Annotated in this window: 23 protein-coding genes, 1 tRNA gene and 1 pseudogene; 8 read left to right on the top strand and 17 right to left on the bottom strand. The window is 52.7% G+C overall.

Translation table 11 applies throughout. The annotated features are described in order from the left end of the window. Nucleotides 1–113: 113 nt before the first annotated feature. The 3 genes from ACLJNW_RS21925 to ACLJNW_RS21915 all read left to right on the top strand — a co-directional run bounded on the left by ACLJNW_RS21925 (nucleotide 114) and on the right by ACLJNW_RS21915 (nucleotide 1,417). Nucleotides 114–362 (top strand): transcriptional regulator, encoded by a 249-nt coding sequence (locus tag ACLJNW_RS21925; protein WP_000433427.1) that lies wholly within the window; start codon nucleotides 114–116, stop codon nucleotides 360–362. A gap of 168 nt (nucleotides 363–530) precedes the next feature. Next, nucleotides 531–899, top strand: a complete 369-nt coding sequence (locus ACLJNW_RS21920; RefSeq protein ID WP_000118258.1) for an NlpC/P60 family protein — start codon at nucleotides 531–533, stop codon at nucleotides 897–899. Continuing rightward, nucleotides 899–1,417 carry a YbjP/YqhG family protein gene (locus tag ACLJNW_RS21915; RefSeq protein WP_000847535.1) on the top strand — a complete coding sequence of 173 codons (519 nt, stop codon included), beginning with the start codon at nucleotides 899–901 and terminating at the stop codon, nucleotides 1,415–1,417. The genes ACLJNW_RS21920 and ACLJNW_RS21915 overlap by 1 nt, the downstream gene beginning before the upstream one ends. Before the next feature lie 66 nt (nucleotides 1,418–1,483). Here the strand turns inward: ACLJNW_RS21915 and ACLJNW_RS21910 are convergent, their stop codons facing one another. Together ACLJNW_RS21910 and fabB are read right to left on the bottom strand one after the other, a co-directional pair. Continuing rightward, entirely contained in the window at nucleotides 1,484–2,140 is a 657-nt protein-coding gene (locus ACLJNW_RS21910; RefSeq protein WP_023203886.1) for a CPBP family intramembrane glutamic endopeptidase, read from the bottom strand. 97 nt (nucleotides 2,141–2,237) lie between these two features. Then, a complete protein-coding gene (gene fabB, locus ACLJNW_RS21905) occupies nucleotides 2,238–3,452 on the bottom strand; it encodes a beta-ketoacyl-ACP synthase I (RefSeq protein ID WP_000817161.1) in 1,215 nt (404 codons plus the stop codon). 159 nt (nucleotides 3,453–3,611) lie between these two features. Here fabB and mnmC point away from each other — a divergent pair, with 159 nt between their 5' ends. Continuing rightward, nucleotides 3,612–5,612 (top strand): bifunctional tRNA (5-methylaminomethyl-2-thiouridine)(34)-methyltransferase MnmD/FAD-dependent 5-carboxymethylaminomethyl-2-thiouridine(34) oxidoreductase MnmC, encoded by a 2,001-nt coding sequence (gene mnmC, locus ACLJNW_RS21900; RefSeq protein WP_023203887.1) that lies wholly within the window; start codon nucleotides 3,612–3,614, stop codon nucleotides 5,610–5,612. Nucleotides 5,613–5,663: 51 nt separating this feature from the next. On the opposite strand, the gene ACLJNW_RS21895 is transcribed toward mnmC, so the two are convergent. The 6 genes from ACLJNW_RS21895 to prmB are packed head-to-tail and all read right to left on the bottom strand — an operon-like array spanning nucleotide 5,664 to nucleotide 10,210. After that, nucleotides 5,664–5,939: a YfcL family protein gene (locus ACLJNW_RS21895; RefSeq protein ID WP_000559749.1), complete on the bottom strand. Its 276-nt coding sequence runs from the start codon at nucleotides 5,937–5,939 to the stop codon at nucleotides 5,664–5,666. A 32-nt stretch (nucleotides 5,940–5,971) separates the two neighbouring features. Next, complete coding sequence (locus tag ACLJNW_RS21890) at nucleotides 5,972–6,520, bottom strand: elongation factor P hydroxylase (protein ID WP_001089212.1); 549 nt, start codon at nucleotides 6,518–6,520, stop codon at nucleotides 5,972–5,974. After that, a complete protein-coding gene (locus ACLJNW_RS21885) occupies nucleotides 6,520–7,329 on the bottom strand; it encodes a sulfite exporter TauE/SafE family protein (RefSeq protein WP_000368596.1) in 810 nt (269 codons plus the stop codon). Before ACLJNW_RS21885 ends, ACLJNW_RS21890 begins: the two co-directional genes overlap by 1 nt. Next, nucleotides 7,329–8,153 carry a penicillin-insensitive murein endopeptidase gene (mepA, locus tag ACLJNW_RS21880; RefSeq protein ID WP_000750423.1) on the bottom strand — a complete coding sequence of 275 codons (825 nt, stop codon included), beginning with the start codon at nucleotides 8,151–8,153 and terminating at the stop codon, nucleotides 7,329–7,331. The genes ACLJNW_RS21885 and mepA overlap by 1 nt, the downstream gene beginning before the upstream one ends. 3 nt (nucleotides 8,154–8,156) lie before the next feature. Next, a complete protein-coding gene (gene aroC / locus ACLJNW_RS21875) occupies nucleotides 8,157–9,242 on the bottom strand; it encodes a chorismate synthase (RefSeq protein ID WP_000918457.1) in 1,086 nt (361 codons plus the stop codon). A 35-nt stretch (nucleotides 9,243–9,277) separates the two neighbouring features. Beyond that, nucleotides 9,278–10,210, bottom strand: a complete 933-nt coding sequence (gene prmB, locus ACLJNW_RS21870) for a 50S ribosomal protein L3 N(5)-glutamine methyltransferase (RefSeq protein WP_001650203.1) — start codon at nucleotides 10,208–10,210, stop codon at nucleotides 9,278–9,280. A gap of 165 nt (nucleotides 10,211–10,375) precedes the next feature. On the opposite strand from prmB, the gene smrB reads away from it, so the two are divergent. After that, nucleotides 10,376–10,927 (top strand): endonuclease SmrB, encoded by a 552-nt coding sequence (gene smrB / locus ACLJNW_RS21865; protein ID WP_000730795.1) that lies wholly within the window; start codon nucleotides 10,376–10,378, stop codon nucleotides 10,925–10,927. A gap of 99 nt (nucleotides 10,928–11,026) precedes the next feature. Here smrB and sixA read toward each other — a convergent pair whose 3' ends face one another. The 4 genes from sixA to ACLJNW_RS21845 all read right to left on the bottom strand — a co-directional run bounded on the left by sixA (nucleotide 11,027) and on the right by ACLJNW_RS21845 (nucleotide 15,640). Beyond that, nucleotides 11,027–11,512 (bottom strand): phosphohistidine phosphatase SixA, encoded by a 486-nt coding sequence (sixA, locus tag ACLJNW_RS21860; RefSeq protein ID WP_001195800.1) that lies wholly within the window; start codon nucleotides 11,510–11,512, stop codon nucleotides 11,027–11,029. Nucleotides 11,513–11,720: 208 nt separating this feature from the next. After that, on the bottom strand, nucleotides 11,721–13,868 hold the full coding sequence (gene fadJ, locus ACLJNW_RS21855) for a fatty acid oxidation complex subunit alpha FadJ (protein ID WP_024154775.1): 2,148 nt from the start codon (nucleotides 13,866–13,868) through the stop codon (nucleotides 11,721–11,723). Continuing rightward, nucleotides 13,868–15,178: an acetyl-CoA C-acyltransferase FadI gene (gene fadI, locus ACLJNW_RS21850; RefSeq protein ID WP_023203889.1), complete on the bottom strand. Its 1,311-nt coding sequence runs from the start codon at nucleotides 15,176–15,178 to the stop codon at nucleotides 13,868–13,870. The genes fadJ and fadI overlap by 1 nt, the downstream gene beginning before the upstream one ends. A 177-nt stretch (nucleotides 15,179–15,355) precedes the next feature. After that, on the bottom strand, nucleotides 15,356–15,640 hold the full coding sequence (locus tag ACLJNW_RS21845; protein WP_000030904.1) for a YfcZ/YiiS family protein: 285 nt from the start codon (nucleotides 15,638–15,640) through the stop codon (nucleotides 15,356–15,358). A gap of 370 nt (nucleotides 15,641–16,010) precedes the next feature. On the opposite strand from ACLJNW_RS21845, the gene fadL reads away from it, so the two are divergent. Further along, nucleotides 16,011–17,318, top strand: coding sequence for a long-chain fatty acid transporter FadL (gene fadL / locus ACLJNW_RS21840; protein WP_001533060.1), 1,308 nt, complete (start codon nucleotides 16,011–16,013; stop codon nucleotides 17,316–17,318). A gap of 60 nt (nucleotides 17,319–17,378) precedes the next feature. Here fadL and mlaA read toward each other — a convergent pair whose 3' ends face one another. Continuing rightward, nucleotides 17,379–18,134, bottom strand: a complete 756-nt coding sequence (mlaA, locus tag ACLJNW_RS21835; RefSeq protein WP_000776787.1) for a phospholipid-binding lipoprotein MlaA — start codon at nucleotides 18,132–18,134, stop codon at nucleotides 17,379–17,381. 288 nt (nucleotides 18,135–18,422) lie between these two features. Here mlaA and ACLJNW_RS21830 point away from each other — a divergent pair, with 288 nt between their 5' ends. Together ACLJNW_RS21830 and ACLJNW_RS21825 are read left to right on the top strand one after the other, a co-directional pair. Beyond that, nucleotides 18,423–19,364, top strand: a complete 942-nt coding sequence (locus tag ACLJNW_RS21830; protein ID WP_000377772.1) for a formate/nitrite transporter family protein — start codon at nucleotides 18,423–18,425, stop codon at nucleotides 19,362–19,364. Nucleotides 19,365–19,439: 75 nt separating this feature from the next. After that, nucleotides 19,440–19,514, top strand: a tRNA-Arg gene (locus tag ACLJNW_RS21825). 156 nt (nucleotides 19,515–19,670) lie between these two features. Here ACLJNW_RS21825 and pgtE read toward each other — a convergent pair. From pgtE to pgtC, 4 genes and pseudogenes are all read right to left on the bottom strand, one after another. After that, nucleotides 19,671–20,610 (bottom strand): annotated as a pseudogene (pgtE, locus tag ACLJNW_RS21820) (omptin family outer membrane protease PgtE). 267 nt (nucleotides 20,611–20,877) lie between these two features. After that, nucleotides 20,878–22,125, bottom strand: a complete 1,248-nt coding sequence (gene pgtA / locus ACLJNW_RS21815) for a two-component system response regulator PgtA (protein ID WP_000930842.1) — start codon at nucleotides 22,123–22,125, stop codon at nucleotides 20,878–20,880. After that, nucleotides 22,115–24,121 carry a two-component system sensor histidine kinase PgtB gene (pgtB, locus tag ACLJNW_RS21810; protein ID WP_024154776.1) on the bottom strand — a complete coding sequence of 669 codons (2,007 nt, stop codon included), beginning with the start codon at nucleotides 24,119–24,121 and terminating at the stop codon, nucleotides 22,115–22,117. Before pgtB ends, pgtA begins: the two co-directional genes overlap by 11 nt. Beyond that, a complete protein-coding gene (pgtC, locus tag ACLJNW_RS21805) occupies nucleotides 24,118–25,311 on the bottom strand; it encodes a phosphoglycerate transport regulator PgtC (RefSeq protein WP_000467980.1) in 1,194 nt (397 codons plus the stop codon). Before pgtC ends, pgtB begins: the two co-directional genes overlap by 4 nt. Nucleotides 25,312–25,638 lie beyond the last annotated feature (327 nt).

Here is a 25,638-nt window from a genome sequence, read left to right as displayed (position 1 = left end):
CTTTCTTTCTGGCACTATTCTCAGAGTGAAAAAGAAAGTAACTTTCTTTTTCTCGCGCTAATTTTTACCTTAAAAATATCGGTGCCGATAACACATCTTCTTAGGATTACAGAATGGAACCAAAAAGCCAAGACTGGCATCGTGCAGATATTAAAAGTGCACTGGAAAAAAGAGGTATTACGCTCAGAGATCTTTCTCGTCAGGCCGGTTTATCACCTGATTCACTGCGCAATGTCTTTACCCGCTCCTGGCCGAGAGCTGAACGGATTATTGCGGACGCGCTGGGCATCACGCCGCAGGAGATCTGGCCGTCGCGCTATGGCGATATGCAAATAAAAAATGATGCCGATATCGCAGAATAATAGTTAATGTTGAATAAATTAGCCCTAACTTATCAATCTCAACAATTAATAAACATTTAAACTTATTCTATTGAAAATAGTAATAGCACTATCTGTCATGCTTCCCGAATCAAATACTGTTAAAGCATTACGTAATTGCTATTACGTATTTTATTAACAGGAATCATTATGAGTTGGGATAAAAGAGTGGCGGTTAATTATGCCAAAACGCATGCAGGTTCTCATTCTCAAGGCCGGTGTGCGGAATTTACCCGAAAGGCAATTCAGGCGGGCGGTATCACGCTGGGGCATACGTATCATGCGAAAGATTATGGCCCAATGTTAAGAAGCGCCGGATTCACCGCTATTGGTACCTATGAAATGCCGCGCGAGGGTGACGTCATCATTATTCAACCTTACGCTGGCGGAAACCCGAGCGGTCACATGGCGATATACGATGGCACAGAGTGGTATTCAGATTTTAAACAACGCGATATGTGGGCCGGCCCGGGCTACCGGGCAGCCAGGCCCTCATATACCATCTACAGGAAGAATTAATGAAAACGTTCTCCCTTGTCGCGCTTATCCTGTTGCTTTGTAGTTGCTCTGCGCCTCATCACGACAGTACGCAGGCCGTGAAGCAGTTCTATACCTCATGGATGACGACGTTCACGAACGATGTGAATCCCCCTGACGACACCACCGCCTTAATGCAACGTTACGTTGCTAAAGAGGTTATTCTTCGCCTGGCGCTAATACAGTCCCTTTATGAACAGGAGATTGTGGGGGCAGATTATTTTATGTATGCGCAGGACTATGCGCCAGAGTGGATTCCACAGTTACGGGTTGGGAAGGCACACCCTTTCCTCGGCGGAGAAAAAGTGGATGTTCTGTTGGGCACAGAGTCAACGCCCATCCACCTGGAAGTTTATACCCGTTGGGAAGAGGGACGCTGGAAAATTTACCGCGTTCGGGATGCTGACAGGGGTTATGAACAGCCGATTTATGACGCAGGCGCCATCACCCAGGCTGAGGCCTGGTCAGCAAAAGTCGCGCCGGAATATAAGAAGCATTAAAAAAGGGAATCGCCATCGGTCTCTTGTTCGTACCGGAGAGGTTAAAGCGCCTATTTCATCAGGCTCTTATTCCGTCGCTGAAAACAGTAAGCCGAAAACAACCCAGGCATTATTTAAAATATGAAGTGTTATCGGTATCATTAGCCCACGGCTTCTCATTCGAACAACGCATAATATCGATGAAAAAACAAACAGATAAACAAAAGTCACCGCAAAGAGATATTGTGTATGCATAAATGCAAAAGCGAGTGAAGTAATAATAATACCGGAAGCTCTTGAGTACCGACCCCAACCGATACTGCTGTTTAATAAAAACCCTCTGAATATAATTTCCTCCGCCACAGGAGCCAGAAAGCACATCGCCAGCGTGTTAAGAAATTTATGAAGAAAAAATTGCCTTGATAACTCGGCCATCCAGGGTTCCGGGCCACTAAAAGCATTGTAGAGAACGGTAAGGCACACCAGGACCAGCGCCGGAACAAAACACTCCACGAATGATAAGCGACCCAATGATAAAAACGGGTAATACTTTGAATAAATACTCCAGGCGGCAATCGCATAGACAAAAACAATACTATATATAAAAGGCGCAGCCAGACCTCCCAAATAAAGCCAGGCATAGGAAGGCGAAAATGAGGCAAAAACAAAAATGCCGAACAAACCAAATAAAACAGCCACACAACTCAAACTATGCCTAATTTTATCTAATGTATTAGTTGGCATTTATATAATATCCATATAATTTGTTGTTCCCTGAATGAAAAAACAGGTCGCATTAGCGACCTGTTTCATTGTTGATACTACAACGTAATAGTCAGGCTTACAACTTACGCATCACCAGCGTGGCGTTGGTGCCGCCAAAACCGAAGCTGTTAGACATTACGGTAGTCAGTTCACGCTCGGTCGTTTCGGTCACGATGTTCAGACCCGCAGCCTGCTCATCCAGCTCTTCGATGTTGATGCTCGGCGCGATAAAACCGTGCTCCAGCATCAGCAGAGAGTAGATGGCTTCCTGCACGCCAGCCGCACCCAGCGAGTGGCCGGTCATCGCTTTGGTCGCGGAGATAGCCGGGCTGTTATCGCCAAACACTTCACGGATTGCACCGAGTTCTTTCACGTCGCCTACCGGAGTAGAGGTACCGTGAGAGTTCAGGTAGTCGATCGGCGTGTCTACGCCGTGCATCGCCATCTGCATGCAACGTACTGCGCCTTCACCAGACGGAGCAACCATGTCTGCGCCATCGGATGTTGCGCCATAGCCGACGATTTCCGCATAGATATGCGCGCCGCGCGCCAGAGCGTGCTCCAGCTCTTCGACAACAACCATACCGCCACCGCCCGCGATGACAAACCCATCACGGTGCGCATCATAGGTACGGGACGCTTTTTCAGGCGTATCGTTGTATTTGGTGGACAGTGCGCCCATCGCATCGAACTCACAGGCCATTTCCCAGCACAGCTCTTCGCCGCCGCCAGCAAAAACGATGTCCTGTTTGCCCAGTTGGATCTGTTCAACCGCATTGCCGATACAGTGTGCGGAGGTCGCGCAAGCGGAGCTAATGGAGTAGTTCACGCCATAAATTTTAAACGGCGTAGCGAGGCAGGCGGAAACGCCGGATGCCATTGCTTTCGTCACCACATACGGGCCCACGGCTTTCAGACCACGCGGGCTACGCATGGCGTCTGCGCCAAAGACCTGGAATTTCGGGGAGCCGCCGCCGGAACCTGCAATCAGGCCGACACGCGGGTTATTCTGATAGACTTCCGGCGCCAGACCGGCGTCGGCCACTGCCTGCTCCATAGACAGATAAGCATAGATGGAGGCGTCGCTCATAAAGCGCACGACTTTGCGGTCAATGAGGCCAGTGGTATCCAGTTTTACGTTGCCCCATACCTGGCTACGCATGCCGGCGTCCTTCAGCTCCTGAGAGAAAGTGATCCCTGAACGTCCTTCACGCAGAGATGCCAGGACTTCCTGCTGGTTATTACCGATGCTGGAAACGATGCCCAGGCCAGTAATCACTGCACGTTTCATTCAATACCTCTGTAATTCGCACTATTTTTAAGTTTCGATTGGCACAATAGCGTACACTTGTACGCCGAACAAGTCCGATCAGCCATTTAGTACGGAAATTTGCGCCATCAGGCACACATCGTTAAGATCGCGATACCGCCCGTCAGACGAGTAACTTACGTGAAACAATACGCCATACAACCCGCCACACTCGAATTTAACGCTGAGGGTACACCTGTTTCCCGAGATTTTGATGATGTCTATTTTTCTAATGACAATGGACTCGAAGAGACACGCTACGTTTTTCTTGGCGGCAATCGTCTTGCGGAGCGATTTCCCGTACATTCACATCCATTATTTATAGTCGCGGAAAGCGGTTTTGGCACCGGACTCAACTTCCTGACGCTGTGGCAGGCGTTTGACAGCTTTCGTTCTGCGCACCCACAGGCGACGCTGCAAAGGTTACATTTCATCAGTTTTGAGAAATTCCCGTTAACGCGCGACGATCTGGCGCTGTCGCACCAACACTGGCCGGAGCTCGCGCCCTGGGCAGAGCAGCTGCAGGCGCAATGGCCGCTGCCGCTCCCGGGGTGCCACCGCCTATTGCTGGATCGGGGCCGGGTGACACTGGATTTGTGGTTTGGCGATATTAATGAATTGACCGACCAACTGGACGCCACGCTGAATCAAACAGTCGACGCCTGGTTCCTCGACGGTTTTGCCCCGGCGAAAAATCCGGATATGTGGACGCCAAACCTGTTTAACGCGATGGCGCGGCTGGCGCGGCCCGGCGCAACGCTGGCGACGTTTACCTCGGCGGGCTTCGTTCGTCGGGGATTACAGGAAGCAGGTTTTACCATGCAAAAACGCAAAGGCTTCGGACGTAAACGCGAGATGCTTTGCGGAGTGATGGAACAACACCTCATGCCGACCCTTTCCGCGCCCTGGTTTTACCGCAGCGGAAGCGAAAAACGTGAAACGGCGATCATTGGCGGCGGCATCGCCAGCGCGCTGTTATCACTGGCGTTACTGCGTCGCGGCTGGCAGGTGACGCTCTATTGCGCAGATGATCAGCCCGCCCAGGGCGCCTCCGGTAATCGACAGGGCGCGCTTTATCCGCTCCTTAGCAAACATGACGCCGCCATTAATCGCTTTTTCCCGACCGCATTCACCTTTGCCCGTCGCCTGTATGATGCCCTGCCCGTCTCTTTTGATCATGACTGGTGCGGCGTAACGCAGCTCGGATGGGATGAGAAAAGCCAGCAGAAAATTACCCAGATGCTGTCCCTGGCGCTGCCCGCCGGACTGGCCTCGGCGCTCAATGCCGAAGAGGCGGAACAGGCGGTTGGCGTGACGACACGCTGCGGAGGAATTACCTATCCGGCAGGCGGCTGGCTGTGCCCGGAACAATTAACTCGCGCAGTCATCGCACTGGCGACCGAACAGGGTTTACAAACGCGCTTTCGCCATACGCTCACGTCGCTCGTTGCGCAGGAGTCGCGCTGGCAACTGCGCTTTATGTCAGGTGAAACCGCCAGCCATGAGACCGTCGTCCTGGCGAACGGCCATCAGATTAACCGTTTTGATCAGACCCGGCCGCTGCCGGTGTATGCCGTCGGGGGGCAGGTCAGTCATATTCCCACCACCCCCGCTCTCTCGGCGTTGCGTCAGGTGTTATGCTACGACGGCTATCTGACGCCGCAAAATCCGCATAATCAGCAGCACTGTATTGGCGCCAGCTATCACCGGGGCGACGAAAGCACCGTCTGGCGCGAAGAAGATCAGCGTCAGAACCGACAGCGTCTGCTTGACTGTTTTCCGGATGCGAAATGGGCCACAGAGGTTGACGTTAGCGGCAACAGCGCCCGTTGCGGCGTGCGTTGCGCCACCCGCGACCACCTGCCGATGGTGGGCAATGTCCCGGATTACCACGCCACGCTGACGCATTACGCCGATTTAGCCGATAATAAAACGTCGGCGGCGCCTGCGCCTGTGTATCCGGGTTTATTTATGCTCGGCGCGCTGGGATCGCGTGGTTTGTGCTCAGCGCCATTATGCGCAGAAATTCTGGCGGCGCAGATGAGTAACGAGCCGATTCCACTGGATGCCGGTACGCTGGCGGCGTTAAATCCGAATCGGTTATGGGTGAGAAAGTTATTGAAGGGAAAAGCGGTGAAGTAATGGGTCAGTCAATAGCGGAAGGCGGCAAGCGTCGCCTTCCGGCCCACGGTGTTATTGTTTTGCCTTGTCGAACAAATTGTCCCACATCGCTTTGACTAACGCCTGATCGCGCGGCGACAGTTCGCCGGCGCCGATCGCTTTTTCCAGACTTTGGCTAACGTTGGCATAGACCGCCTCGACGGAGTGGTCATCACCGCTCTCCAGCTCGGCAATGGCTAACGTCAGGTGGCCACGCAGGTATCCACTGGCAAAAAGCTCATCGTCGCTGGCGTGCTCTACCATATCGTCAATTAATGCCAGAATGCGTGATTCAAACTCCGCGATCATCTTCTTTCCTCATTGTAAACGTGGCGCTGGCTTTAATTAAGCGCTTCCGGCCACGGGAACTGTTCCGCCTTAAGTTCGGGCGTGTGATAGTAATTCTGTAGCGCTTTGATGAAGCGGGCCGGACGTTCAGGAATGCCCTGCTCCAGATACGTCATTACCTGCGCATGAACCCGGCGCTGAAACGCCACGCGATCCGGCTCAATATCGCCTTCCAGATTGTCGCAACTGACGTTAAAGGGATACCCCGCCGCCACGCAAAACAACCAGTCGAAAGCCTGTGGCTTCACCTCAACGTCTTCGAATTGACTTTGGGTCTGCGCGTCGCGTCCGTCCGGGCAGTACCAGTAACCAAAGTCAACCAGTTCGCGGCGCGCCTTACCGGCGATACACCAGTGAGAAATCTCATGCAGCGCGCTGGCGTAAAACCCATGCGCAAAGACGATACGGTGGTACGGTACCTGCGCGTCAGCAGGAAGATAGATCGGTTCGTCGTCGCCTTTAATCAGACGGGTATTAAATTCTTCGGCAAAGCAGCCGTTAAAAATCTCAATTAACTGTTCGTAATGGTGCGTACTGTTCATTAATTCATCCCCAACCAGTGGAGGATCTCCTGTCCGTGGCTATCATAAAGTAACCTGGCGCTCATTACCGCCGAGACAATAACGATCATCGGTCTGATAAGTTTTTGGCCTTTGCTCAACACCAGACGCGCCCCCATTCGCGCCCCTAAAAACTGACCAACCAGCATCACGAAGCCCGTCGCCCAGATCACTTTGCCGCCGATGATAAATAACAGCAGGCCGCCAACGTTGGAGGTAGCGTTAAGCACTTTGGCATGTGCCGTGGATTTCGCCAGGTTATAGCCACATAAGGTGACAAACGCCAGAGCGTAAAACGACCCGGCGGCAGGCCCGAAAAAGCCGTCGTAAAACCCGACGCATCCCCCGGCTATCAGCGCGAACGGTAATCCATACAGGCGGCGCTGGCGATCTTCCTCGCCCAGCTTCGGCATCAATAAAAAATAGAGGCCGATGAAAATCACCAGGATAGGCAAGATCTGGCGCAAAATATCCGCCTGCACGTGCTGCACCAGCAGCGCGCCGCTCATCGAGCCAATGAACGTCATCAGAATATTGAGCTTTTGCTCGGCCAGGTTTACCACTTTACGGCGAATAAAATAGAGCGAAGACGAGAGGGAGCCGCCGCACGCCTGTAATTTATTGGTCGCCAGCGCGTTTGCCGGCGACATCCCGGCGGCCATCAGCGCAGGGATAGTGAGCAGCCCTCCGCCCCCGGCGATAGAATCGATAAATCCTGCCAGTACGGCGACAAAAAACAGCACCACCAGCAGCAGCGGGGAGACCATAAACAGATCATAAAAATTGTCCATCAGAGTACATGCTCATCCAGTAGCGCCTGGCAGGAAGGCGGCAGCGGCGGCGGTGTCTTCTTCTCAGGCTTTGTGGTGCCAGGTTTTGGCGGTTCGAACCAGCTTTGCAGTTCAGCGCCGCATCCATCGCCCGGCGGGGGTAAAGGTTGATCTTCGCACTCCAGGCTGTCGGCAGGGCAGCGTAAACGCACGTGCATATGCGCGCGATGCTGGAACCAGGGGCGTACTTTACGTAGCCAGTCACGATCGCTTCCGGCATCGAGGCAAAGCTGTTGTTTAATAGCCGGATTGACGAAAATACGGGTGACGTCATTGTCTTGTGCCGCCAGTTTGATCAGACTGGCGATATCCGACGACCAGCGCGACGGCACGACATGTTTACCGTCGCGGGACACCAGATCTAACGCCTGCGGGCGCAATAGCTGCGCCTGGCTCCAGCGCGTTTTCGGCAACTGCAAGAAAATATCCACATCAAGCCCGGTCTGATGACTGGCGTGTCCGCCATTAAAGCGGCCTCCGGCAGGCATCCCCATGTCGCCTATCAGGACGGTTCCGAGCCCCCGTTGCTGCGCCTGATGACTCAACCGCTGGATAAACATGACCAAGTCCGGGTGGCCGAAATAACGGCGCTGATCGGTGCGCATCACCTGATAATTATCGGACTGTACCGGCAACTTGTCGGCGCCAATGATGCAGCCGTTGGCAAAGCTACCGATAGACTGTGCGGCGCCGGGGACAGGATGAGTTATTTTCTGCCACGGCGTCGCCGCCAGGCTGGCGCTACTGACAAACCATGCCAGCAGCGCAATCGCGGTTTTTTTCATTTCTTACCAGCGTGGAATCTCTGTCTTTACATCCGCATTCTGTGCCCGATGGCGCAGTAGGTGATCCATCAGTACGATCGCCAGCATGGCTTCTGCGATCGGCACTGCGCGAATCCCCACACACGGATCGTGGCGCCCTTTGGTGATCATTTCGACTTCTTCACCCATCCGGTTGATCGTACGTCCCGGCACGGTAATGCTGGAGGTAGGTTTCAGCGCCATATGCGCCACAATGTGTTGCCCACTACTGATGCCACCGAGGATGCCGCCAGCGTGGTTGCTCTGAAAACCCTGCGCCGTGATTTCATCGCGATTCTGGCTGCCGCGCAGCGCCACCACGTTAAATCCTTCGCCGATCTCCACGCCTTTCACCGCATTGATGCTCATCAGCGCATGGGCGATGTCCGCATCCAGTCGGTCAAATACCGGTTCGCCAAGCCCTGCCGGCACGCCGCTCGCCATCACCGTCACTTTCGCGCCGATGGAGTCACCCTCTTTTTTCAGCGCGCGCATCAGTTCGTCCAGCGCGTCAAGTTTGTCCGCATCGGGGCAAAAGAACGGATTAAGCTCAACCTGACGCCAGTCTTTAATCTCCAGCGGAATGTCGCCCATCTGGGTCAGGCAGCCGCGGATTTCGATGCCGAACTTTTCCGCCAGGTATTTCTTGGCGATCGCCCCTGCCGCTACGCGCATCGCGGTTTCACGCGCGGAAGAACGTCCACCGCCACGGTAATCACGCAGGCCGTATTTCTGCTCATAGGTGTAATCCGCGTGTCCCGGACGAAAAACATCTTTAATCGCGCTGTAGTCCTGCGAGCGCTGATCGGTGTTTTCAATCAGCAGGCCAATGCTGGTGCCGGTCGTCACGCCATCAAACACGCCGGAGAGAATTTTTACCTGGTCCGGTTCGCGGCGCTGGGTAGTATAGCGCGAGGTGCCGGGGCGGCGTCTGTCGAGATCGTGCTGCAGATCGGCCTCCGTCAACGGGATGCCGGGCGGCACGCCATCGACGATACACCCAAGCGCCAGCCCGTGTGATTCGCCGAAAGTGGTTACGCGAAAGAGTTGTCCAATTGTGTTTCCTGCCATCACGGCTCCGTTATCGTTGTTGTCGTTTGCGTGTTTTAATCTTTATAAATGTTGAAATGTTCACGGGCCGCGAGCAACTGCGCTTTGGTCAACATAAAGACGCCATCGCCGCCGTTGTCAAACTCCAGCCAGGTGAACGGCACATTCGGATACTGCTCCATCAGATGTACCATGCTGTTTCCGACTTCACAAATCAGAACGCCATCATCGGACAGATAATCCGGCGCATTTCCCAGGATACGACGGGTCAATTTGAGGCCGTCAGTGCCGGACGCCAGCCCCAGCTCAGGTTCGTGGCGATATTCGTTCGGCAGATCGGACATATCCTCCGCATCGACATAAGGCGGGTTAGTGACAATCAGATCGTACTGAACTTTCGGCAGATCGCGGAACAGATCGGAACGGATTGGCGTCACGTGATGGATAAGACCGTGTTCTTCAATGTTATGCTCGGCGACAGCCAGCGCATCCGGCGAAATATCGACCGCATCAACCTCTGCGTCCGGGAAAGCATAAGCACAGGCGATGGCGATGCAGCCGCTACCGGTACACATATCCAGAATATATTTCGGCTGTTGGCTAATAAGGCCGGCGAAGTGGTTATTAATCAGCTCGCCAATCGGCGAACGCGGCACCAGCACGCGCTCATCGACATAAAATTCGTGGCCGCAGAACCAGGCTTTATTGGTCAGGTAGGCGACCGGGATACGCTCGTTAATGCGACGAATCACTCGCTCGACAATGCGGTGTTTTTCGCTGGACGTCAGCCGCGCGGTCCGCATATCTTCCGGAATATCCAGCGGCAGATAAAGAGACGGCAACACCAGTTGTACCGCTTCATCCCACGGGTTATCGGTACCGTGTCCATACCAGATATTCGCCGCGCTAAAGCGGCTTACCGCCCAGCGCAACATGTCCTGAATGGTATGCAGTTCACTTACTGCTTCATCGACGAAAATTTTATCCACGTATTCCTCCAGGGCATGCTCGCATTAAATTCGGCGGCTAGTTTGCCACGAAGACAGGGATAAATCAGCATTGACGCGGCGGGAGAATACGAAAAATCCGTTTTGACCGTTCGGATATCCTCCGGGTCGGGTAAACTAAGGCAAAAGATCAGACGAGACCCACGAATGAAAAAGAAAACATCGCTCAGCGAGGAGGACCAGGCGCTGTTCCGTCAGCTGATGGTCGGCACCCGAAAGATTAAACAGGATACTATCGTCCATCGGCCACTGCGCAAGAAAATCACGGAAGTCCCTACCCGAAGGTTAATTCAGGAACAGGCGGACGCCAGCCACTATTTTTCCGATGAGTTCCAGCCGCTGCTCAATACGGAAGGGCCGGTAAAGTATGTCCGTAAAGATGTCAGCCATTTCGAGCTAAAAAAAATGCGCCGCGGCGACTATTCGCCGGAACTGTTTCTGGATTTACACGGCTTAACGCAGCTTCAGGCCAAGCAGGAACTGGGGGCGCTGATTGCCGCCTGCCGTCGGGAACATATTTTTTGCGCCTGCGTCATGCATGGACACGGTAAACATATTCTGAAACAGCAAACGCCGTTATGGCTGGCGCAGCATCCGCATGTGATGGCCTTTCATCAGGCGCCGAAAGAGTACGGCGGCGACGCCGCGCTGCTGGTGTTGATTGAAGTGGAAGAGTGGCAACCGCCCGAATTACCCTGATGCGGAATTGCCGGATGGCGGCGCAAGCGCCTGATCCAGCCTACGAACAGCCAGCGCTGTCGTAGGCCTGATAAGCGAAGCGCCATCAGGCAGCAAAGATTAAATCGCTTTCGCCATTTTCAGATTGCAGGGACTCATTTGCCAGTTGAATGTCCCCTTGCCGCTTTCATCAAGCGTAACGTTGGCAATTGCGGACGTCGTGAACATCGGCGGCGTTTCGCCCGGACAAAGCTCAGATACCAGGTATCCGACCAGAGGTAAGTGAGAAATCACCAGCACCGATCCGATCTCTTCATTGGCCAGCGCCTGGAGGTAGGCGCTGACCAGACCGACATCGCCACAGGGCGTTAGCTCCGGCAGGACATCCACCTGAGCCGGCAGATTCATACAATCGCCGACCACATCTAACGTCTGTTCGGCCCGAAGAAACGGACTCACCAGAACACGTTCGATATCCACTTTTTGACCTTTCAGCCAGTTCGCCATCAGGCGAGACTCGTCACACCCACAAGGGGTCAAGGGACGAACCGAATCACTGGCGGCATCGAGGGCTGCGTCGCCGTGACGCATGATAAAAACTTGCATATTGCACCGCTTTTGTTAACCAGTTTCACCAACACGCTTACCACATGCCCCTATTGGCTGCGGCAAAAATGCGGTGGCCGGCATTGTGCCTTATCCATTCACTGAATGAAACGCTGTTTTTTACCTCAATGGCGTAAGTATAGTCAATCCTTGATTGTTATTTCGCCACTAAGGAGGCATTCAGTGCGGATTCATATTCTCTTTGACCTCAATTTCCCTGGTCAGTTTCCCCATTCGTCCAGAAATGCTCCCTGCGCTCCGCCATGCGCACTAATTGTTCACAAGGCGCGTAACGAGGACCGTAAAGTGCCGCCAGGCGCTGTAATGTCGCCACCATTTCACCCGGTCCGAGAGCATCCATATAGCGGAACGGGCCACCGAGAAACGGCGGAAAACCGATACCAAACACGGCGCCAATATCGCCATCGCGCGCGCTGCGAATCACTTTTTCGTCGAAACAGCGCGCCGCTTCGTTAAGCATTAACATGACACAGCGCTCTGCCACCTGCTGCGCAGATAGTCGACTCTGCCCTTGCACGCCAATAAGCTTATAAATAGCAGGGTCAACCTGTTTTTTGCTTTTACGCCCTTTTTCGCCATAAAGATAGAAACCGCGACCATTTTTTCTACCTTTGCGATCGTCATTCAAAATTGAAGCAACAACATTTGCAGGCGCGCTAAAACGTTCTCCATACGCCGCCTCAAGCACAGGAATAATTTTAGTGCCCGTATCGATTCCCACCTCATCCAAAAGTTGGATTGGTCCCACCGGAAAACCAAATTTTACCAGGGCGGCGTCAATATGTTCGACGCGTTCGCCTTCAGTCAGCATCCGAATCGCCTCATTGATATACGGCGCAAGAATTCGGTTAACATAAAACCCGGCTTTATCACTGACGACTATCGGGGTTTTACCCTGTTTTTTCGCCAGCTTAACGGTCGTGGCGATGGTCTGCGCGGAAGTAGACGCATGAGGAATAACCTCAACCAGTGGCATTTTTTCGACCGGGCTAAAAAAGTGCAATCCAATCACCTGTTCCGGTCTGGCCGCATTCGCCGCAATATCGCCAATCGGCAGGGAAGAAGTATTGGAGGCAAAAATGGTGTGAGCAGCGCAATTTTGCTCCACTTCCGCCACCATCTGTTGTTTTAACGGCAGATCTTCAAACACCGCTTCAATGACCAGATCACGATGACTGAAACCACGGTAATCGGTCGAACCTGATATCAATGCCAACTGTTTATCGCGTTCGTTGGCTTTGATATGGCGGCGGCGTACTTTTGTTTCAAGCAGATCCCAGCTGTATTTCAGAGCATGATTGATCCCCTGAGTATTTATATCCTTAATTCGTACTGGCAAACCGCCTTTACAGGCCGTAACCCAGGCGATACCGCCGCCCATTAACCCGCCGCCTAAGATGCCCACGCTGTTCAGCGGGCCGGGCGGCGCATCGCTACCGGGATCTTTTTTCACCTCGGTACTGGCAAAGAAAACAGCGCGCAGCGCCTGCGATTGAGGCGTCATCGCCAGCTCGCCGAAAGCGCGCGCTTCCGCGTCATAGCCGCTACTGCTGCCCTGCGCCAGTCCGGTTTCAATCACATCAATGATCCGCTCCGTCGCCGGATAATTACCCTGCGTTTTTTGCGCTGTCTTTTTACGCACCAGGCGAAATAACAGCGCGCGCCCCAGCGGCCCCGCCAGGATACGTTCCCGGACCGGTAATGTCCGCTGCGCCAGACGTTCTTTTTTAGCCAGCTCGACAGCCGCTTCCAGTAAAATGGTTTGCGGCACCACATCATCAACCAGCCCGGCTTTAAGCGCCTGTCTGGCGCGAAGCTGTTTACCTGTCAGGATCATATCCAACGCGGTACTGACCCCCACCAGCCGTGGAAGTCGCTGCGTTCCGCCCGATCCCGGTAAAAGCCCTAACTGTACCTCCGGCAGTCCGAGAACGGTTTTAACGTCGTCGGTACAGATACGCCGATGGCAGGCCAGCACCATTTCAAGACCGCCCCCCAGGCAGGCGCCGTGAATGGCAGCGATAACCGGAACAGGCAACGCCTGAATCTCCGCCATCAGTTGTTGCCCCTGACGCGCCAGCGTTTCCGCTTCCTGCGCGTTTTGGCAGTGACCTATCATGTTGATATCAGCGCCAGCAATAAAGTTATCTGCTTTGGCTGAGATAAAAACAACGCCCTGCAACGCTTTATTTTCCCGGATCTGCTTCAGGATGGCGCGTACCTGCGCGGCAAACTCCGCTTTCAGGGTGTTCACCTTTTCTCCAGGGACATCAATAGCGACAACCGCGACATTATCCAGACGCACGTTAAGCATAAAAGCTGATGTGGTAGTCATTATTCCGCCTCCAGAACCATCGCCGCGCCAAGACCGCCAGCTGCGCAGGCCGTGACCAGGCCAAAACCTCCGCCCCGACGCCGTAATTCATGCAACGTTTGGGTTATCATCCGCGCGCCCGTTGCGGCAAAAGGATGCCCGTAGGCGATTGAGCCGCCGAGCACGTTGAATTTAGCGTCATCCACCTCCCCTGTCGCCTGCGCACGACCAAGCACCTCACGGGCAAATCGTTCGCTGCCCAGCAGTTGTAAGTTCGCCAGAGTCTGAGCGGCAAACGCTTCATGCATGTCAAAAAGCGTCAGATCGGCCATCGTCAACCCGGCCCGCTCCAGCGCCAGCGGCGTTGACCAGGCCGGCCCCAATAGCATGTCCTGCCAGACATCAATAGCGGTAAAGGCGTAGCTGCGCAGATAACCAAGCGGGAGCAGCCCCAGCTCTTTAGCGCGGGATTCGGTCATCAGAATAACGGCGGCAGCGCCGTCGGTCAGCGGTGTACTGTTGGCGGCAGTTACGGAGCCATGTTTTCTGTCAAAAGCGGGACGCAGTTTAGCGTAGTCCGCCAGCGTGGAGGCGCCGCGAATGTTGTTGTCTTCTGCAAAGGGGTTTTTATACGGCGGCACATAGGTCGTCATCACTTCTTCCGCCAGTTTGCCCTCCGCCCATGCCTGCGCGGCGCGCTGATGTGAACGATGCGCCAGCGCGTCCTGCTGTTCACGCGTAATACCATACGTTTTCGCCATCTGTTCGGCGGTATCGCCCATGCGCAGACCGGTGGAATACTCAGCAACAGCGGGGGGAACGGGCAGCAGGTCGCGTAAGCGCAGACGAGAAAAAAGCGTCAGCCGTTGGCGGGTCGTCCGGGCTTTATTGACATCAACCAGTACCCGCGCCAGGGCTTTACTCACGCCTATTGGCAGTACCGACGACGAATCTGCGCCGCCAGCGATACCCGCGCGTATCGTGCCGGCCATCAGGCTTTCCGCCACATTCGCTACCGCCTGAAAACTGGTGGCGCAGGCGCGGCTTACGCTATAGGCATCGGTATGAACATTCATTCCCGTACCCAGCACAATTTCGCGCGCAATGTTGGGGGCTTCCGGCATTTGTACTACCTGACCAAAAACCAGTTGCTCAATGGCATCGGCTGGAATTTCACTGCGCGCCAGCAGCTCGCCTACCACCATCTTGCCGAGATCAACAGCGGGAATACCATGAAATGCAGTGGCCTGACGAGCGAAGGGGGTTCGTAACCCACTGACAATAGCAATGCGATCGCCCTGACGGGTGACCAACGGTAAAGCCTGACGCATAGTACTCCCCTGTAAAAAAATAAATTAGTGGTCTGACCTGATCACAGTCTTAACCAATTTTTTACATTTAGCCAAGCAGAGAGAAAAGAAAGTGGGAGCTAAGGCACAGTGAAGGGAAACGACAAAAAAAGAAAACGCCTCCGCCAGATGATGACGGAGGCGTCGTGAATGAACGGATTAACGCAGGCCGAGCTGGAAGATCAGCGTTTCTGCTTCGCAGGCGAAAACAAAATCAATATCCAGACGAACGCCTTCGGATTCCTCGGTAAAGGTTGGCGTAATTTGGCAAGGTTCAGACTCCACGCTACGCGCTTTTTCGGTTAACGCCGCCAGCGTCTCTTCAGCCTCTGCGCGGGTAGCGAATACGCGGCTGTATGACGCGGTGCAATCGGAGTTGTCCATGATGGTTCCAACGTCCATACAGCAGCAAACCGGGGTTTCATCAGCACTGCATTTACTCATTGTAGATTTCCTCTGTATTTGCACCCAGGGTGCCAGATAAACGATGGGGATATTTTACGCTCCCGGCATTCGCCTCTCCAGTCGTTAATGGTGGGAAACGCGTTAAGTGACCGAAATCACACTTAAAAATGATCTAAAACAAAAATCGCGCGATCGGGTGACCGTTAAGCCCGCCGATTTTGCCAGCCAGATCTCGTTTCTAAGATCACAATTGAAAAAACTTATAAACATACTTGCAACATTCTAGCTGGTCAGACCTATACTCTCGCCACTGGTCTGATTTCTAAGTCGTACCGCAGACCCTACACTTCGCGCTCCTGTTACAGCATGTAACATAGTTTGTATAAAAATAATCAATGAGGTTATGGTCATGAGCCAGAAAACCCTGTTTACAAAGTCTGCTCTCGCAGTCGCAGTGGCAATCATCTCCACCCAGGCCTGGTCTGCAGGCTTTCAGTTAAACGAATTTTCTTCCTCTGGCCTTGGCCGGGCCTATTCGGGTGAAGGCGCAATCGCAGATGATGCGGGTAACGTTAGCCGCAACCCGGCGTTAATTACCATGTTTGACCGCCCGACGTTTTCAGCGGGCGCGGTTTATATTGATCCTGATGTTAATATTAGCGGGACATCGCCATCTCGTCGGACGTTAGATGCGGATAACATCGCGCCGACGGCCTGGGTGCCGAACGTCCATTTTGTCGCCCCGATTAACGATCAGTTTGGCTGGGGGGCTTCTATTACCTCTAACTATGGTCTGGCGACAGAGTTTAACGACACATACGCCGGCGGCTCGGTTGGCGGTACGACCGATCTTGAAACCATGAACCTGAATTTAAGCGGCGCTTATCGCTTAAATGAGGCCTGGAGCTTCGGCCTCGGCTTTGATGCGGTATACGCACGTGCGAAAATCGAACGTTTTGCGGGCGATTTAGGCCAGTTGGTCGCGGCACAGAATCCGGCGCTGGCGCCGGTCGCGGGTCAGATTCCCAGCGACACCAAGATTGCCCACCTGAACGGTAATCAGTGGGGCTTTGGCTGGAATGCCGGTATCCTTTATGAACTGGATAAAAATAACCGCTACGCGCTGACCTACCGCTCGGAAGTCAAAATTGACTTTAAAGGCAACTACAGTAGCGATCTTCCCATCGCTATAAACCGATTTAACCTGCCTATCCCAACGGCAACCGGCGGCGCGACACGGTCAGGCTACCTGACGCTGAATCTGCCGGAAATGTGGGAAGTGTCCGGTTATAACCGTGTGGCGCCACAGTGGGCCATCCACTATAGCCTGGCCTATACCAGCTGGAGCCAGTTCCAGGAATTGAAGGCAAAATCGACCGCCGGCGATACGCTCTTTGAGAAGCATGAAGGCTTTAAAGACGCTTATCGCATTGCGTTGGGTACCACCTATTACTACGATGACAACTGGACGTTCCGTACCGGTATCGCCTTCGATGACAGCCCGGTACCAGCGCAAAACCGTTCTATCTCTATTCCGGACCAGGACCGTTTCTGGCTGAGCGCCGGTACGACTTACGCCTTTAACAAAGATGCGTCTGTCGACGTTGGCGTCTCTTATATGCATGGTCAGAGCGTGAAAATTAATGAAGGCCCTTATCAGTTTGAATCTGAAGGGAAAGCCTGGCTGTTCGGTACTAACTTTAACTACGCGTTCTAATCTCTTTCTGAGACGGATCAAAAAGGTGAGCATTGCGCTCACCTTTTTATTTACTGCCGTTTATTCCGAGTCGATCTCTTTGAGTTCATCCTGAATCGCCTGCGCGTTCGGGTTTTCCTGCGGCTTGAGTTTTCCGCCATTGGCGATAAAGTCATGACGCTGGAAGTACGCCTCGCGCACCATAATATAAGGATCGGAAGACTGGCGCAGCAAACCATCGGAGTCCAGCAACTGCGCGCGGGTTTCTATCCCTTCGATAGTCCATTTTCCTATGGACATTGGCCAGGTCAACCACGAGAGCACCGGATACAAGGTATCCGCCATATCCCCGCCATCTTCACGCAGCGTGAAGCTGCCGTAGAACGGAAGTTGCATATAAGGCCCATACCCCACGCCATAATGGCCCAGCGTACTGCCAAAGCGATGCGGTTCAACGCGCTGCAGCTTAGGATTCGCCATTCCCGCGACGTCAATAAAGCCGCCCATCCCTAATAAGGTGTTCAGGAAGAAACGGGTGAAATGCACCATACCCTGATAAGGATCGCCCTGCAGGAAATAGTTCACCATGATCGCCGGTTCTTCGAGGTTGCCGGTGAAATTACTTAAACCGTTACGCGCAGGCTGTGGAACATAATCACGCCAGGCGACCGCGACCGGCCGAACAACATACGGGTCCAGCACATTAAAGTTGAAGTTGTACATGGTGCGGTTAAACCCTTCAAATGGGTCTGAACGCCCCTGCTGTTCTGTACCGGAACTCGCACACCCGACCAGCAGTGTGGTTCCCAGCGCCAGCGCCGACAGGCGAAGCTTCATAGATGTCTCCCTGTGAATTATGGCTATCGCTGATTGCCATCCATGACGGAACGCTACCGTATCCGCCTGTTTAGGTGTGAGCGATTTTAACAGCACGTCAAACGATGTCTATATGCGCGATCTCATTGCTTTGAGCATAGCCTGGTAACGCAACAACGTGACGGCCCTATTCTAACGAAACAGATAAAAACGAGCGTGATCATTTTTATTTTTTCGGAGAATGCCCCGGCCTGGGTAAATGAAAAACCGCTACGCTTTATTAATATGTGTTAATCAGCAGAGATCATCATGGATAGCCTTAACGACGATAAAATTAACCGGCACAGCAGTGACCTGGAAGTTGAAAGCGAAGAAAAACAAAGCGGTAAAGAGATTGAAGTGGATGAAGATCGTCTTCCTTCCCGCGCCATGGCGATTCATGAACATATTCGCCAGGATGGTGAAAAAGAGATGGAACGCGATGCGATGGCTTTGCTCTGGTCAGCCATTGCCGCAGGACTTTCTATGGGGGCATCACTCCTGGCGAAAGGGATTTTCCACGTGCAGCTTGAAGGCGTTCCCGGCGGCTTTTTACTGGAAAATCTCGGCTATACCTTTGGTTTTATCATTGTCATCATGGCCCGCCAGCAATTATTTACTGAAAATACCGTTACCGCCGTATTGCCGGTAATGCAAAATCCCACTCTGAGTAACGTTGGCCTGCTGATGCGCTTATGGGGCGTAGTCTTATTGGGCAACCTTATTGGCACCGGGGTTGCTGCGTGGGCATTTGAATATATGCCTATATTTGATGAAGAGACCCGCGACGCCTTTGTCAAAATTGGTATGGAGGTCATGAAAAATAGCCCAACGGAGATGTTTGCCAACGCGATTATCTCTGGCTGGATCATCGCCACAATGGTATGGATGTTTCCTGCAGCAGGCGGGGCAAAGATTGTGGTCATTATTTTGATGACCTGGCTTATCGCGCTGGGCGATACCACCCATATTGTCGTCGGTTCCGTTGAAATTTTGTATTTGGTTTTCAACGGCACGCTGCCCTGGAGCGACTTTCTCTGGCCCTTCGCCCTTCCCACACTTGCCGGAAATATCTGCGGCGGCACCTTTATTTTCGCATTAATGAGCCACGCGCAGATCCGCAACGATATGAGCAATAAACGTAAGGAAGAAGCGAGGCTACGCGGCGAGCGCCTGGAACGGGAGCGGAAAAAAGCGGAAAAACAGCGCTGAGTGGCGACGGTTTAACCAGTCAGGCGGCGCTACACTTACTCCGGCGAATAAAAAACGCTATACTGGCACCGCGTTGTCCCCTTAGTTAAATGGATATAACGAGCCCCTCCTAAGGGCTAGTTGCAGGTTCGATTCCTGCAGGGGACACCATTGATACCCAGGAAATTCTCTTCTTGCTGCATAGTCTTTCGAGCGGTTCCCCTTTCATGTTGCTTTTATTGCCCCTATGCAATATCACCGGACATGCCATACGTTCAGCAAAAAGTCGTCATCGGCCGGTTATGACCGATGACATCCCGATGTGGTCTAGAAGCGGTACTGCAACCCCGCGGTAACCGTATAGTTATTATTAGCTATACCTGCGGCATCGCCACCAAAATACGCCGTATCACCGCTGGTTTTATCTATGATTTGCGTACCGCCCTTACCTTCTTCATATTTACTGTAAGCAAACTCAGCAAAGATTTTTGCATTACTGGTAATATAATATCCGGCATCAATAGACGCGCCATAATATCGTGAATTTTCCGTTTTTTTCACGGAAGGTAAGTTTTCGAATGTAGTGTTCGTCATTATCATGCGCATTTACCCAGTCGCTGTATTTAAACAGTACATTACACTCAAAGTCATTAATACGATAATCACCCGCCAGCCCGATATAGGGCATTTCGAAACGCTGGCTATAACCTATGCCGCGCACGCCATGAGGAAAATTACCAATATATCAACCATTATCATAAATATAAGACCCGCCTCTTGCCGTCCAGCTAAAACGGGTTTCCTGATAGCCCGCTGTCACGCCCGCCTTGTAGTTATCGCCCTGCAATAACCAACCTTTCACATTCAAATCGTATTCATTAGCATAGTTGGCGCTGGTGTCCGGATGAATTGAACGATCGGCCCAGCCTGGCTGCTCACTGCTCATCCAGTCATGGTCAACCATATGACCCGATCCCGATGCCAAAGACGTCCAGCCGCGGGCCTCCAGCGTCATGAACGAATAGGGTTCCCATGATAAATCCCCCTGCAACGTGGCGACATTTTTTATTTTCCAGTCCAGTTGACTCAGCTTCCGCCCGGTGTCGGTGTCATAAACCAGCTCCCTGGATTTACCATTTAACACCCCCACAGAAAGGGATGTCGTGACGCTATCAGGAGAGACGTCCGGAATAAATAAGGTAGACTCCGCATAAACCGACTCAGAAAATACGGCGATCATCATTACTGCAATAGCATGTTTTCTCATTTCTCTTGTCCTCATATTCAGATGTAATCTGGAGAGGTGATGAAGTTTTCATCTTGTCAAATCGTCGGACAAGAGTACATTTATTACACCAGAGAACTTGACGCATTTTTACCTTATATTGAAGTTAAGAAATAGAATTTGATGTTCAGGTGAATAATAAGCAATCTATAATAATAATGGAATGATTTACCATTACGGTGATGTGACGTTATCTGGCTAACGACATCGTTGCTGTTGTTGTCAGCCAGATTGAAAGTAACTGTAATATCAGAATTTATAATGCTCTTTACTTAGACCATATTTTTTCATGCGCAGATAAAGTTTTTTACGGGGAATTTGCAGATACTCCGCCACTTCATTAATTCGTCCCTGATGAATATTTAATGCTTCGGTAATAATTTGTCGCTCATACTCTTCAACGCGCCGATCAAGCGGGCTCGGCTCCTGAAGAAGCAACTGCGGGTTGACCGTTTCCGCCAGCGGCAGCACGCCAACAGCAAAAAGCTCTGCCGCATTAGCCAGTTCGCGCACATTGCTTGGCCAGGCGCGTCGCATTATTCCTTTCAGTAATTCCCCCGCTATTTCCGGCACTGGATGATTGAGTCGCAGGCAGGCTTTTCGAAGATAATGGCGAAATAACGGCTCGATATCATCCGGTCGCTGAGAAAGAGACTGGCAGGCGATTTGGGTCATGGCGAAACAGTAGTACAGCTCGGCCGCAATCTGGTTAGCTGCCGCCTGCTCCACCAGCGAAGCGCTGCCAACGCCCACCAAACGAAAAGGCCGATGCTCCAGGCTTTGTAAACGCGCCAGATGGTGCTGCTGTTCGCGTGTCAGATATTCGGGATGGCTCAACACCAGCGTACCTCCTTGCGCCTGGTCGATGAATGTCTCCAACTGCCCGGCATTCTCCGGCGTAAGTTCATAGCGTACAAACGGCCCTTTCGCGTTACGCCCCAGTTGATGGAGATAACGGGCGCCAGTCATACGTCCAGTGCCATGCTCACCGTAAAACCATACGGCAATGTCCGTTTCCGCCAGTTGTTGTAACCGTTGTCGAAACTGATTCATCCACTCGCTGCGCCCAATCAGTTCAACCTGTAACGTCTGCTGGCAATATTGCCGCCGTGCAATGACCGACCGGCGCTGGCGTAGCGCGTCTTCAATTAATATCAACAGCTTGCCCGGATCGACGGGTTTTTGCAGAAAATCCCAGGCGCCCTTTTTCACCGCATCAACCGCCATCGGTACATCGCCATGTCCGGTAATCAATAAGATTGGCAGTTGATCGTCATCCTGATGAAACAGCGTCATAAGATCGATACCGGAACACCCCGGCATACACACATCGCTCAAAACGATCCCCTCCCAATCCGCTTTTACCCACTCTTTGGCCTCGAAAGGATGGGTAAAGCCACGCACGCGGTAGCCTGCCTGCTCAAGCATTTGGGTATAGGCGTCAAGTACATCAACGTCATCATCAATCAGCAAAATAGAACATTCATCATTCAACATCATCGACATCCGTTACCGAGAATTGCAGCACCACGCAAGCGTTACGCGTCAGCGTCGACGCCAGACGCAGGTCGCCCTTCATTTGCGCCATCAGCGACACGCTAATCGACAGCCCAATACCCAACCCGACAGCTTTACTAGTGGTAAACGGCTTGAGTAAAGAGGGCAACAGCGCCACAGGCCAGCCAGGGCCATTATCTGCAATATAAACCTCCAGCGCCTCTCCCTGCGTCTGCCACGTCACCGCGATCGCCGCATCATGCGAACAGGCGTCAAGCGCATTCGCCAGCACATTCACCAGAACCTGCTGAATACGCACTTCATCGCCGCTAACCCATACGGTGTCGGTTGGCAGTGAAAGCGCTCCCTGCCGGGATTGGTGGCGCATGGCCAATAACTCCCATGCCGCCACGAAAGTTTGGCGCAGATCAACGGGATACAATGGCGTTTCCAGCTCCGCCCGACGGGTAAACTGCCGCAGCGAACGGATAATGCCGTCAATCCGGTTAATGAGCCCTTCCGCTTTGGTGAGCGTATTTCTCGCCTGTCCGCTCTGACCTTGTTCAATCGCGCGTCCCGCCGTAAATAAATACATTGAAAGCGCATTCAGCGGCTGGTTAATTTCATGCGCCAGCGTGGTCATGGTCTGGCCGACTACCGCCAGTTTCGCCGTCTGAATCAACTCATCCTGCATGGCGCGCAGGTCGGCTTCTATCTCTTTGCGCTCGGCGACCTCTTGTTCAAGCTGCCTGCGTTGCATATTGAGCTGGCCCAGCGTATGACGTAGCAAGCGGGCTATCCGCCCTAGCTCATCGCGCCCGTAAACCGGGATAGTCGAGTCGGTTCTCCCCAGCCCTATCTGTACCACAGCCTGATTAAGCGCGGTAAAACGCTTTACCAGCCGGGAACGGATAAAATAGTGGTTTAATCCCCAGGCCAGCAACAACGCCAGGAGCGTCGCCACTAAAATAAGCCCGCCGCTAACGCGAACAATCTGTTCCAGGCGTTGATTGAACGTCTGCATTTGCTGGTGACTACTACCTAACTGCGCCTCAAGCAGCGTGCGAAAGCGCCCTAGCGTAGCCTCTCTGGCGCGGCTGGCGTCCAGTAAGGCTTTTTGCGCCGCAACATAATCGCGCATGGTATCGGGCATCTTATTTTTTACCATCCCGATTTCCAATAGTTCGTCGATGGTTTGCCGCAGCGTGATCGTACTGGGCCAGTCATCGAGCGCACGAATATTCTCATCCGCCGTTTTTTTTAGGTTTTCCAGATAGCGAATATGGGTCTCCACCAGCATCCCGTCATTATTGCCGGACTTGAGCTCATTCAATCTGTCGCGCAGGTCGTCAACAATCTGATTTTCAATTCGCGCCAGGGTATATACCTGCTGCTGCTCGTTCTGCACCTCGCGCGAACGTTGCAAATACTGCGCTGCATCGCCCTGATTCGCCTCAATTTGATCGAGCAGCGTCCCCTGCTGCCAGGTAAAATCCTGTACCAGCGAATTTAGCTCCGTGGTGAAATCATCATGGAGCCAGTCAATGCGAGCGGAAAGCTCACTGACTTTCTCCCGCACCAAAAACATGTTGTAGAGGGCGTTGTCCAGCTCCGCCAGCAAGGTCCGGCTATCCTGTAAAATGACGGCCAGTTGCCGGCGCTCAGCAAGCTGAAGCCCCTGACTGAGACGCTCAATCTTATCCAGATGCTGAATAATCTGCGTACGTAACTGCAAACGTACCGTCGTGTTCGGCGCCAGCAAAAATTCATTGAGTTGATCCACGGCCAGATTCAGGTTCCCCTCAATTAAAAAAGCGGAGTGGATGCGAGGAAAATATTCATCAAGCGAATAGCGAACCTGCGAACTTTGCTCATGCCAGGAATAAAGGCTGACCATACTGACAATCAGCGTCAGTAATGCGCCCGTTAAAAATGCACCCCGTAAACTGTTGCTGATACTGAGCTGACGAAGCCGTTGCAATAATCTCCCCTTCATTTCAGCTCTTCCAGTTTGTGAATCGCCAGCCGCTGATTGTTCAGAAACCAGATCTGCCACTCCATCATTTTTTGTTCGGCAAAGCTTTTATTATCAAACTGCGCCAGCCAGGTTTCATCCTCGCTGCTTGCCGCATCCACCGGGACGCTGGTCAATAAAGCTCTGATTTCAGGTAAGGGGCGTTTAAGCCGCGTTTCTGCGCTGTGCAACGCTCGCCATGCATCTTTAAGCTGCGCAAGTCGAAAACTGATCGCGGTATCAAACATGCGCTGTACCAGTTGCTGGCGCTTCAGGATCAGGCGATAGTTCAACGGCGGCTGGGCCATCAAACGCTTTTGTTGCGCGGCGCGAGGATTATCGGCGCTAAGCGGTGCGACGGGATACTTACCGGTATTCGCGTCAGCCAGTATCCTTTGCCCTTTCGGACTTAATAAGTAATGAATAAAAGCACGCGCTTCGTCTGCATGACGACTGTTTTTCAACACCGCGACGTAAGTGGGCGACACCGCAGAAGACGGGAAATAGGTAAAAGCAAGATTAGGATCGTTAAGTAGCAAATTAGCATAGTTATCAATGACCGGCCCGGCAACGCCAAGCCCGCTTTTGATTTTATCCGCTACGCCGAAACTGCGAGAGGAAATCGTGACCAAATTACCCGAGATTGCCAGCAGCGTCGCCCATCCTGCCGTCCAGCCTTTTTGCTGCAACAGCGACTCCACCATCAAATGATTGGTGTCTGAACGTGACGGACTGCTCATTAATAGAGCGCCCTGGTAACTGGGCAGGCCCATATCCTGCCAGTCGGCAGGCGGCGGAAGATGGCGCGCAGCGAGCGCTGAACGGTTGATCAATAGCCCAAATCCGGATACCGCTACCGCCACTGAAGTTGAGCGGATAGAACGCGGCACCAGCTTCTGGCTGGCGGCTGGCGCGCTATCCAATAGCGCCAGCTTTTGGTGCTCCTGAAGGTGTTGCAACAGCATGGGGGATGACGTCAGGATCAGATCGACATTTTCCGCATTCGCCGTATCAAGTAATTGCTCTAAAGAACCGCTGGTACGGTTGAGCGTACGAATCATGACGGAACCCGGCTCCGTCTGCCAGCGCTGGATAATCCAGGCGGTCGCGCTGGGTGAAAAGGTCGTTGCCATCACCAGCTCGCGGCTGTACGCCTGGCAAGAACCGAACATTGCCGCCAGCCATAGCGTAAAAGCGCCCACTCTGGCGAAACGACTACAGCATGAGAAAAGTCGATTTGTGATCCCGTTCATAAATATCGATATCACATAAAGAAAATATTGAGACAAAACTTACCCTTTTATTTCTGTTGGCATCCAGAACAACGTTATTTGAATAATAACGGGTCCGTCGCCCGAAAACATCAATAAAGCGTATCAGATCACTGGCAGCAAATTTGTTAATATCCGCACATGCTAACGATAAAACGGCCATGCCAATAATTAAAGTTTCACCACACCCTTCAGGATGGGTCAAAAATAACCTTTAAATTCACCCAA

It is taken from the genome of Salmonella sp. SAL4457, from assembly GCF_046548235.1.
In the GTDB taxonomy this organism is placed as follows: domain Bacteria; phylum Pseudomonadota; class Gammaproteobacteria; order Enterobacterales; family Enterobacteriaceae; genus Salmonella; species Salmonella enterica.
The sequence above is the reverse complement of the archived record's forward strand: the minus strand, read 5'-3'. Positions and strand labels throughout refer to the sequence as shown.

Coding starts and splice junctions, on each gene's coding strand:
- ACLJNW_RS21925 (WP_000433427.1), top strand. CDS start 114: ATGGAACCAAAAAGCCAAGACTGGCATCGTGCAGATATTAAAAGTGCA.
- ACLJNW_RS21920 (WP_000118258.1), top strand. CDS start 531: ATGAGTTGGGATAAAAGAGTGGCGGTTAATTATGCCAAAACGCATGCA.
- ACLJNW_RS21915 (WP_000847535.1), top strand. CDS start 899: ATGAAAACGTTCTCCCTTGTCGCGCTTATCCTGTTGCTTTGTAGTTGC.
- ACLJNW_RS21910 (WP_023203886.1), bottom strand. CDS start 2,140: ATGCCAACTAATACATTAGATAAAATTAGGCATAGTTTGAGTTGTGTG.
- fabB (WP_000817161.1), bottom strand. CDS start 3,452: ATGAAACGTGCAGTGATTACTGGCCTGGGCATCGTTTCCAGCATCGGT.
- ACLJNW_RS21895 (WP_000559749.1), bottom strand. CDS start 5,939: ATGATCGCGGAGTTTGAATCACGCATTCTGGCATTAATTGACGATATG.
- ACLJNW_RS21890 (WP_001089212.1), bottom strand. CDS start 6,520: ATGAACAGTACGCACCATTACGAACAGTTAATTGAGATTTTTAACGGC.
- ACLJNW_RS21885 (WP_000368596.1), bottom strand. CDS start 7,329: ATGGACAATTTTTATGATCTGTTTATGGTCTCCCCGCTGCTGCTGGTG.
- mepA (WP_000750423.1), bottom strand. CDS start 8,153: ATGAAAAAAACCGCGATTGCGCTGCTGGCATGGTTTGTCAGTAGCGCC.
- aroC (WP_000918457.1), bottom strand. CDS start 9,242: ATGGCAGGAAACACAATTGGACAACTCTTTCGCGTAACCACTTTCGGC.
- smrB (WP_000730795.1), top strand. CDS start 10,376: ATGAAAAAGAAAACATCGCTCAGCGAGGAGGACCAGGCGCTGTTCCGT.
- sixA (WP_001195800.1), bottom strand. CDS start 11,512: ATGCAAGTTTTTATCATGCGTCACGGCGACGCAGCCCTCGATGCCGCC.
- fadJ (WP_024154775.1), bottom strand. CDS start 13,868: ATGACTACCACATCAGCTTTTATGCTTAACGTGCGTCTGGATAATGTC.
- fadI (WP_023203889.1), bottom strand. CDS start 15,178: ATGCGTCAGGCTTTACCGTTGGTCACCCGTCAGGGCGATCGCATTGCT.
- ACLJNW_RS21845 (WP_000030904.1), bottom strand. CDS start 15,640: ATGAGTAAATGCAGTGCTGATGAAACCCCGGTTTGCTGCTGTATGGAC.
- fadL (WP_001533060.1), top strand. CDS start 16,011: ATGAGCCAGAAAACCCTGTTTACAAAGTCTGCTCTCGCAGTCGCAGTG.
- mlaA (WP_000776787.1), bottom strand. CDS start 18,134: ATGAAGCTTCGCCTGTCGGCGCTGGCGCTGGGAACCACACTGCTGGTC.
- ACLJNW_RS21830 (WP_000377772.1), top strand. CDS start 18,423: ATGGATAGCCTTAACGACGATAAAATTAACCGGCACAGCAGTGACCTG.
- pgtA (WP_000930842.1), bottom strand. CDS start 22,125: ATGTTGAATGATGAATGTTCTATTTTGCTGATTGATGATGACGTTGAT.
- pgtB (WP_024154776.1), bottom strand. CDS start 24,121: ATGAAGGGGAGATTATTGCAACGGCTTCGTCAGCTCAGTATCAGCAAC.
- pgtC (WP_000467980.1), bottom strand. CDS start 25,311: ATGTTCGGTTCTTGCCAGGCGTACAGCCGCGAGCTGGTGATGGCAACG.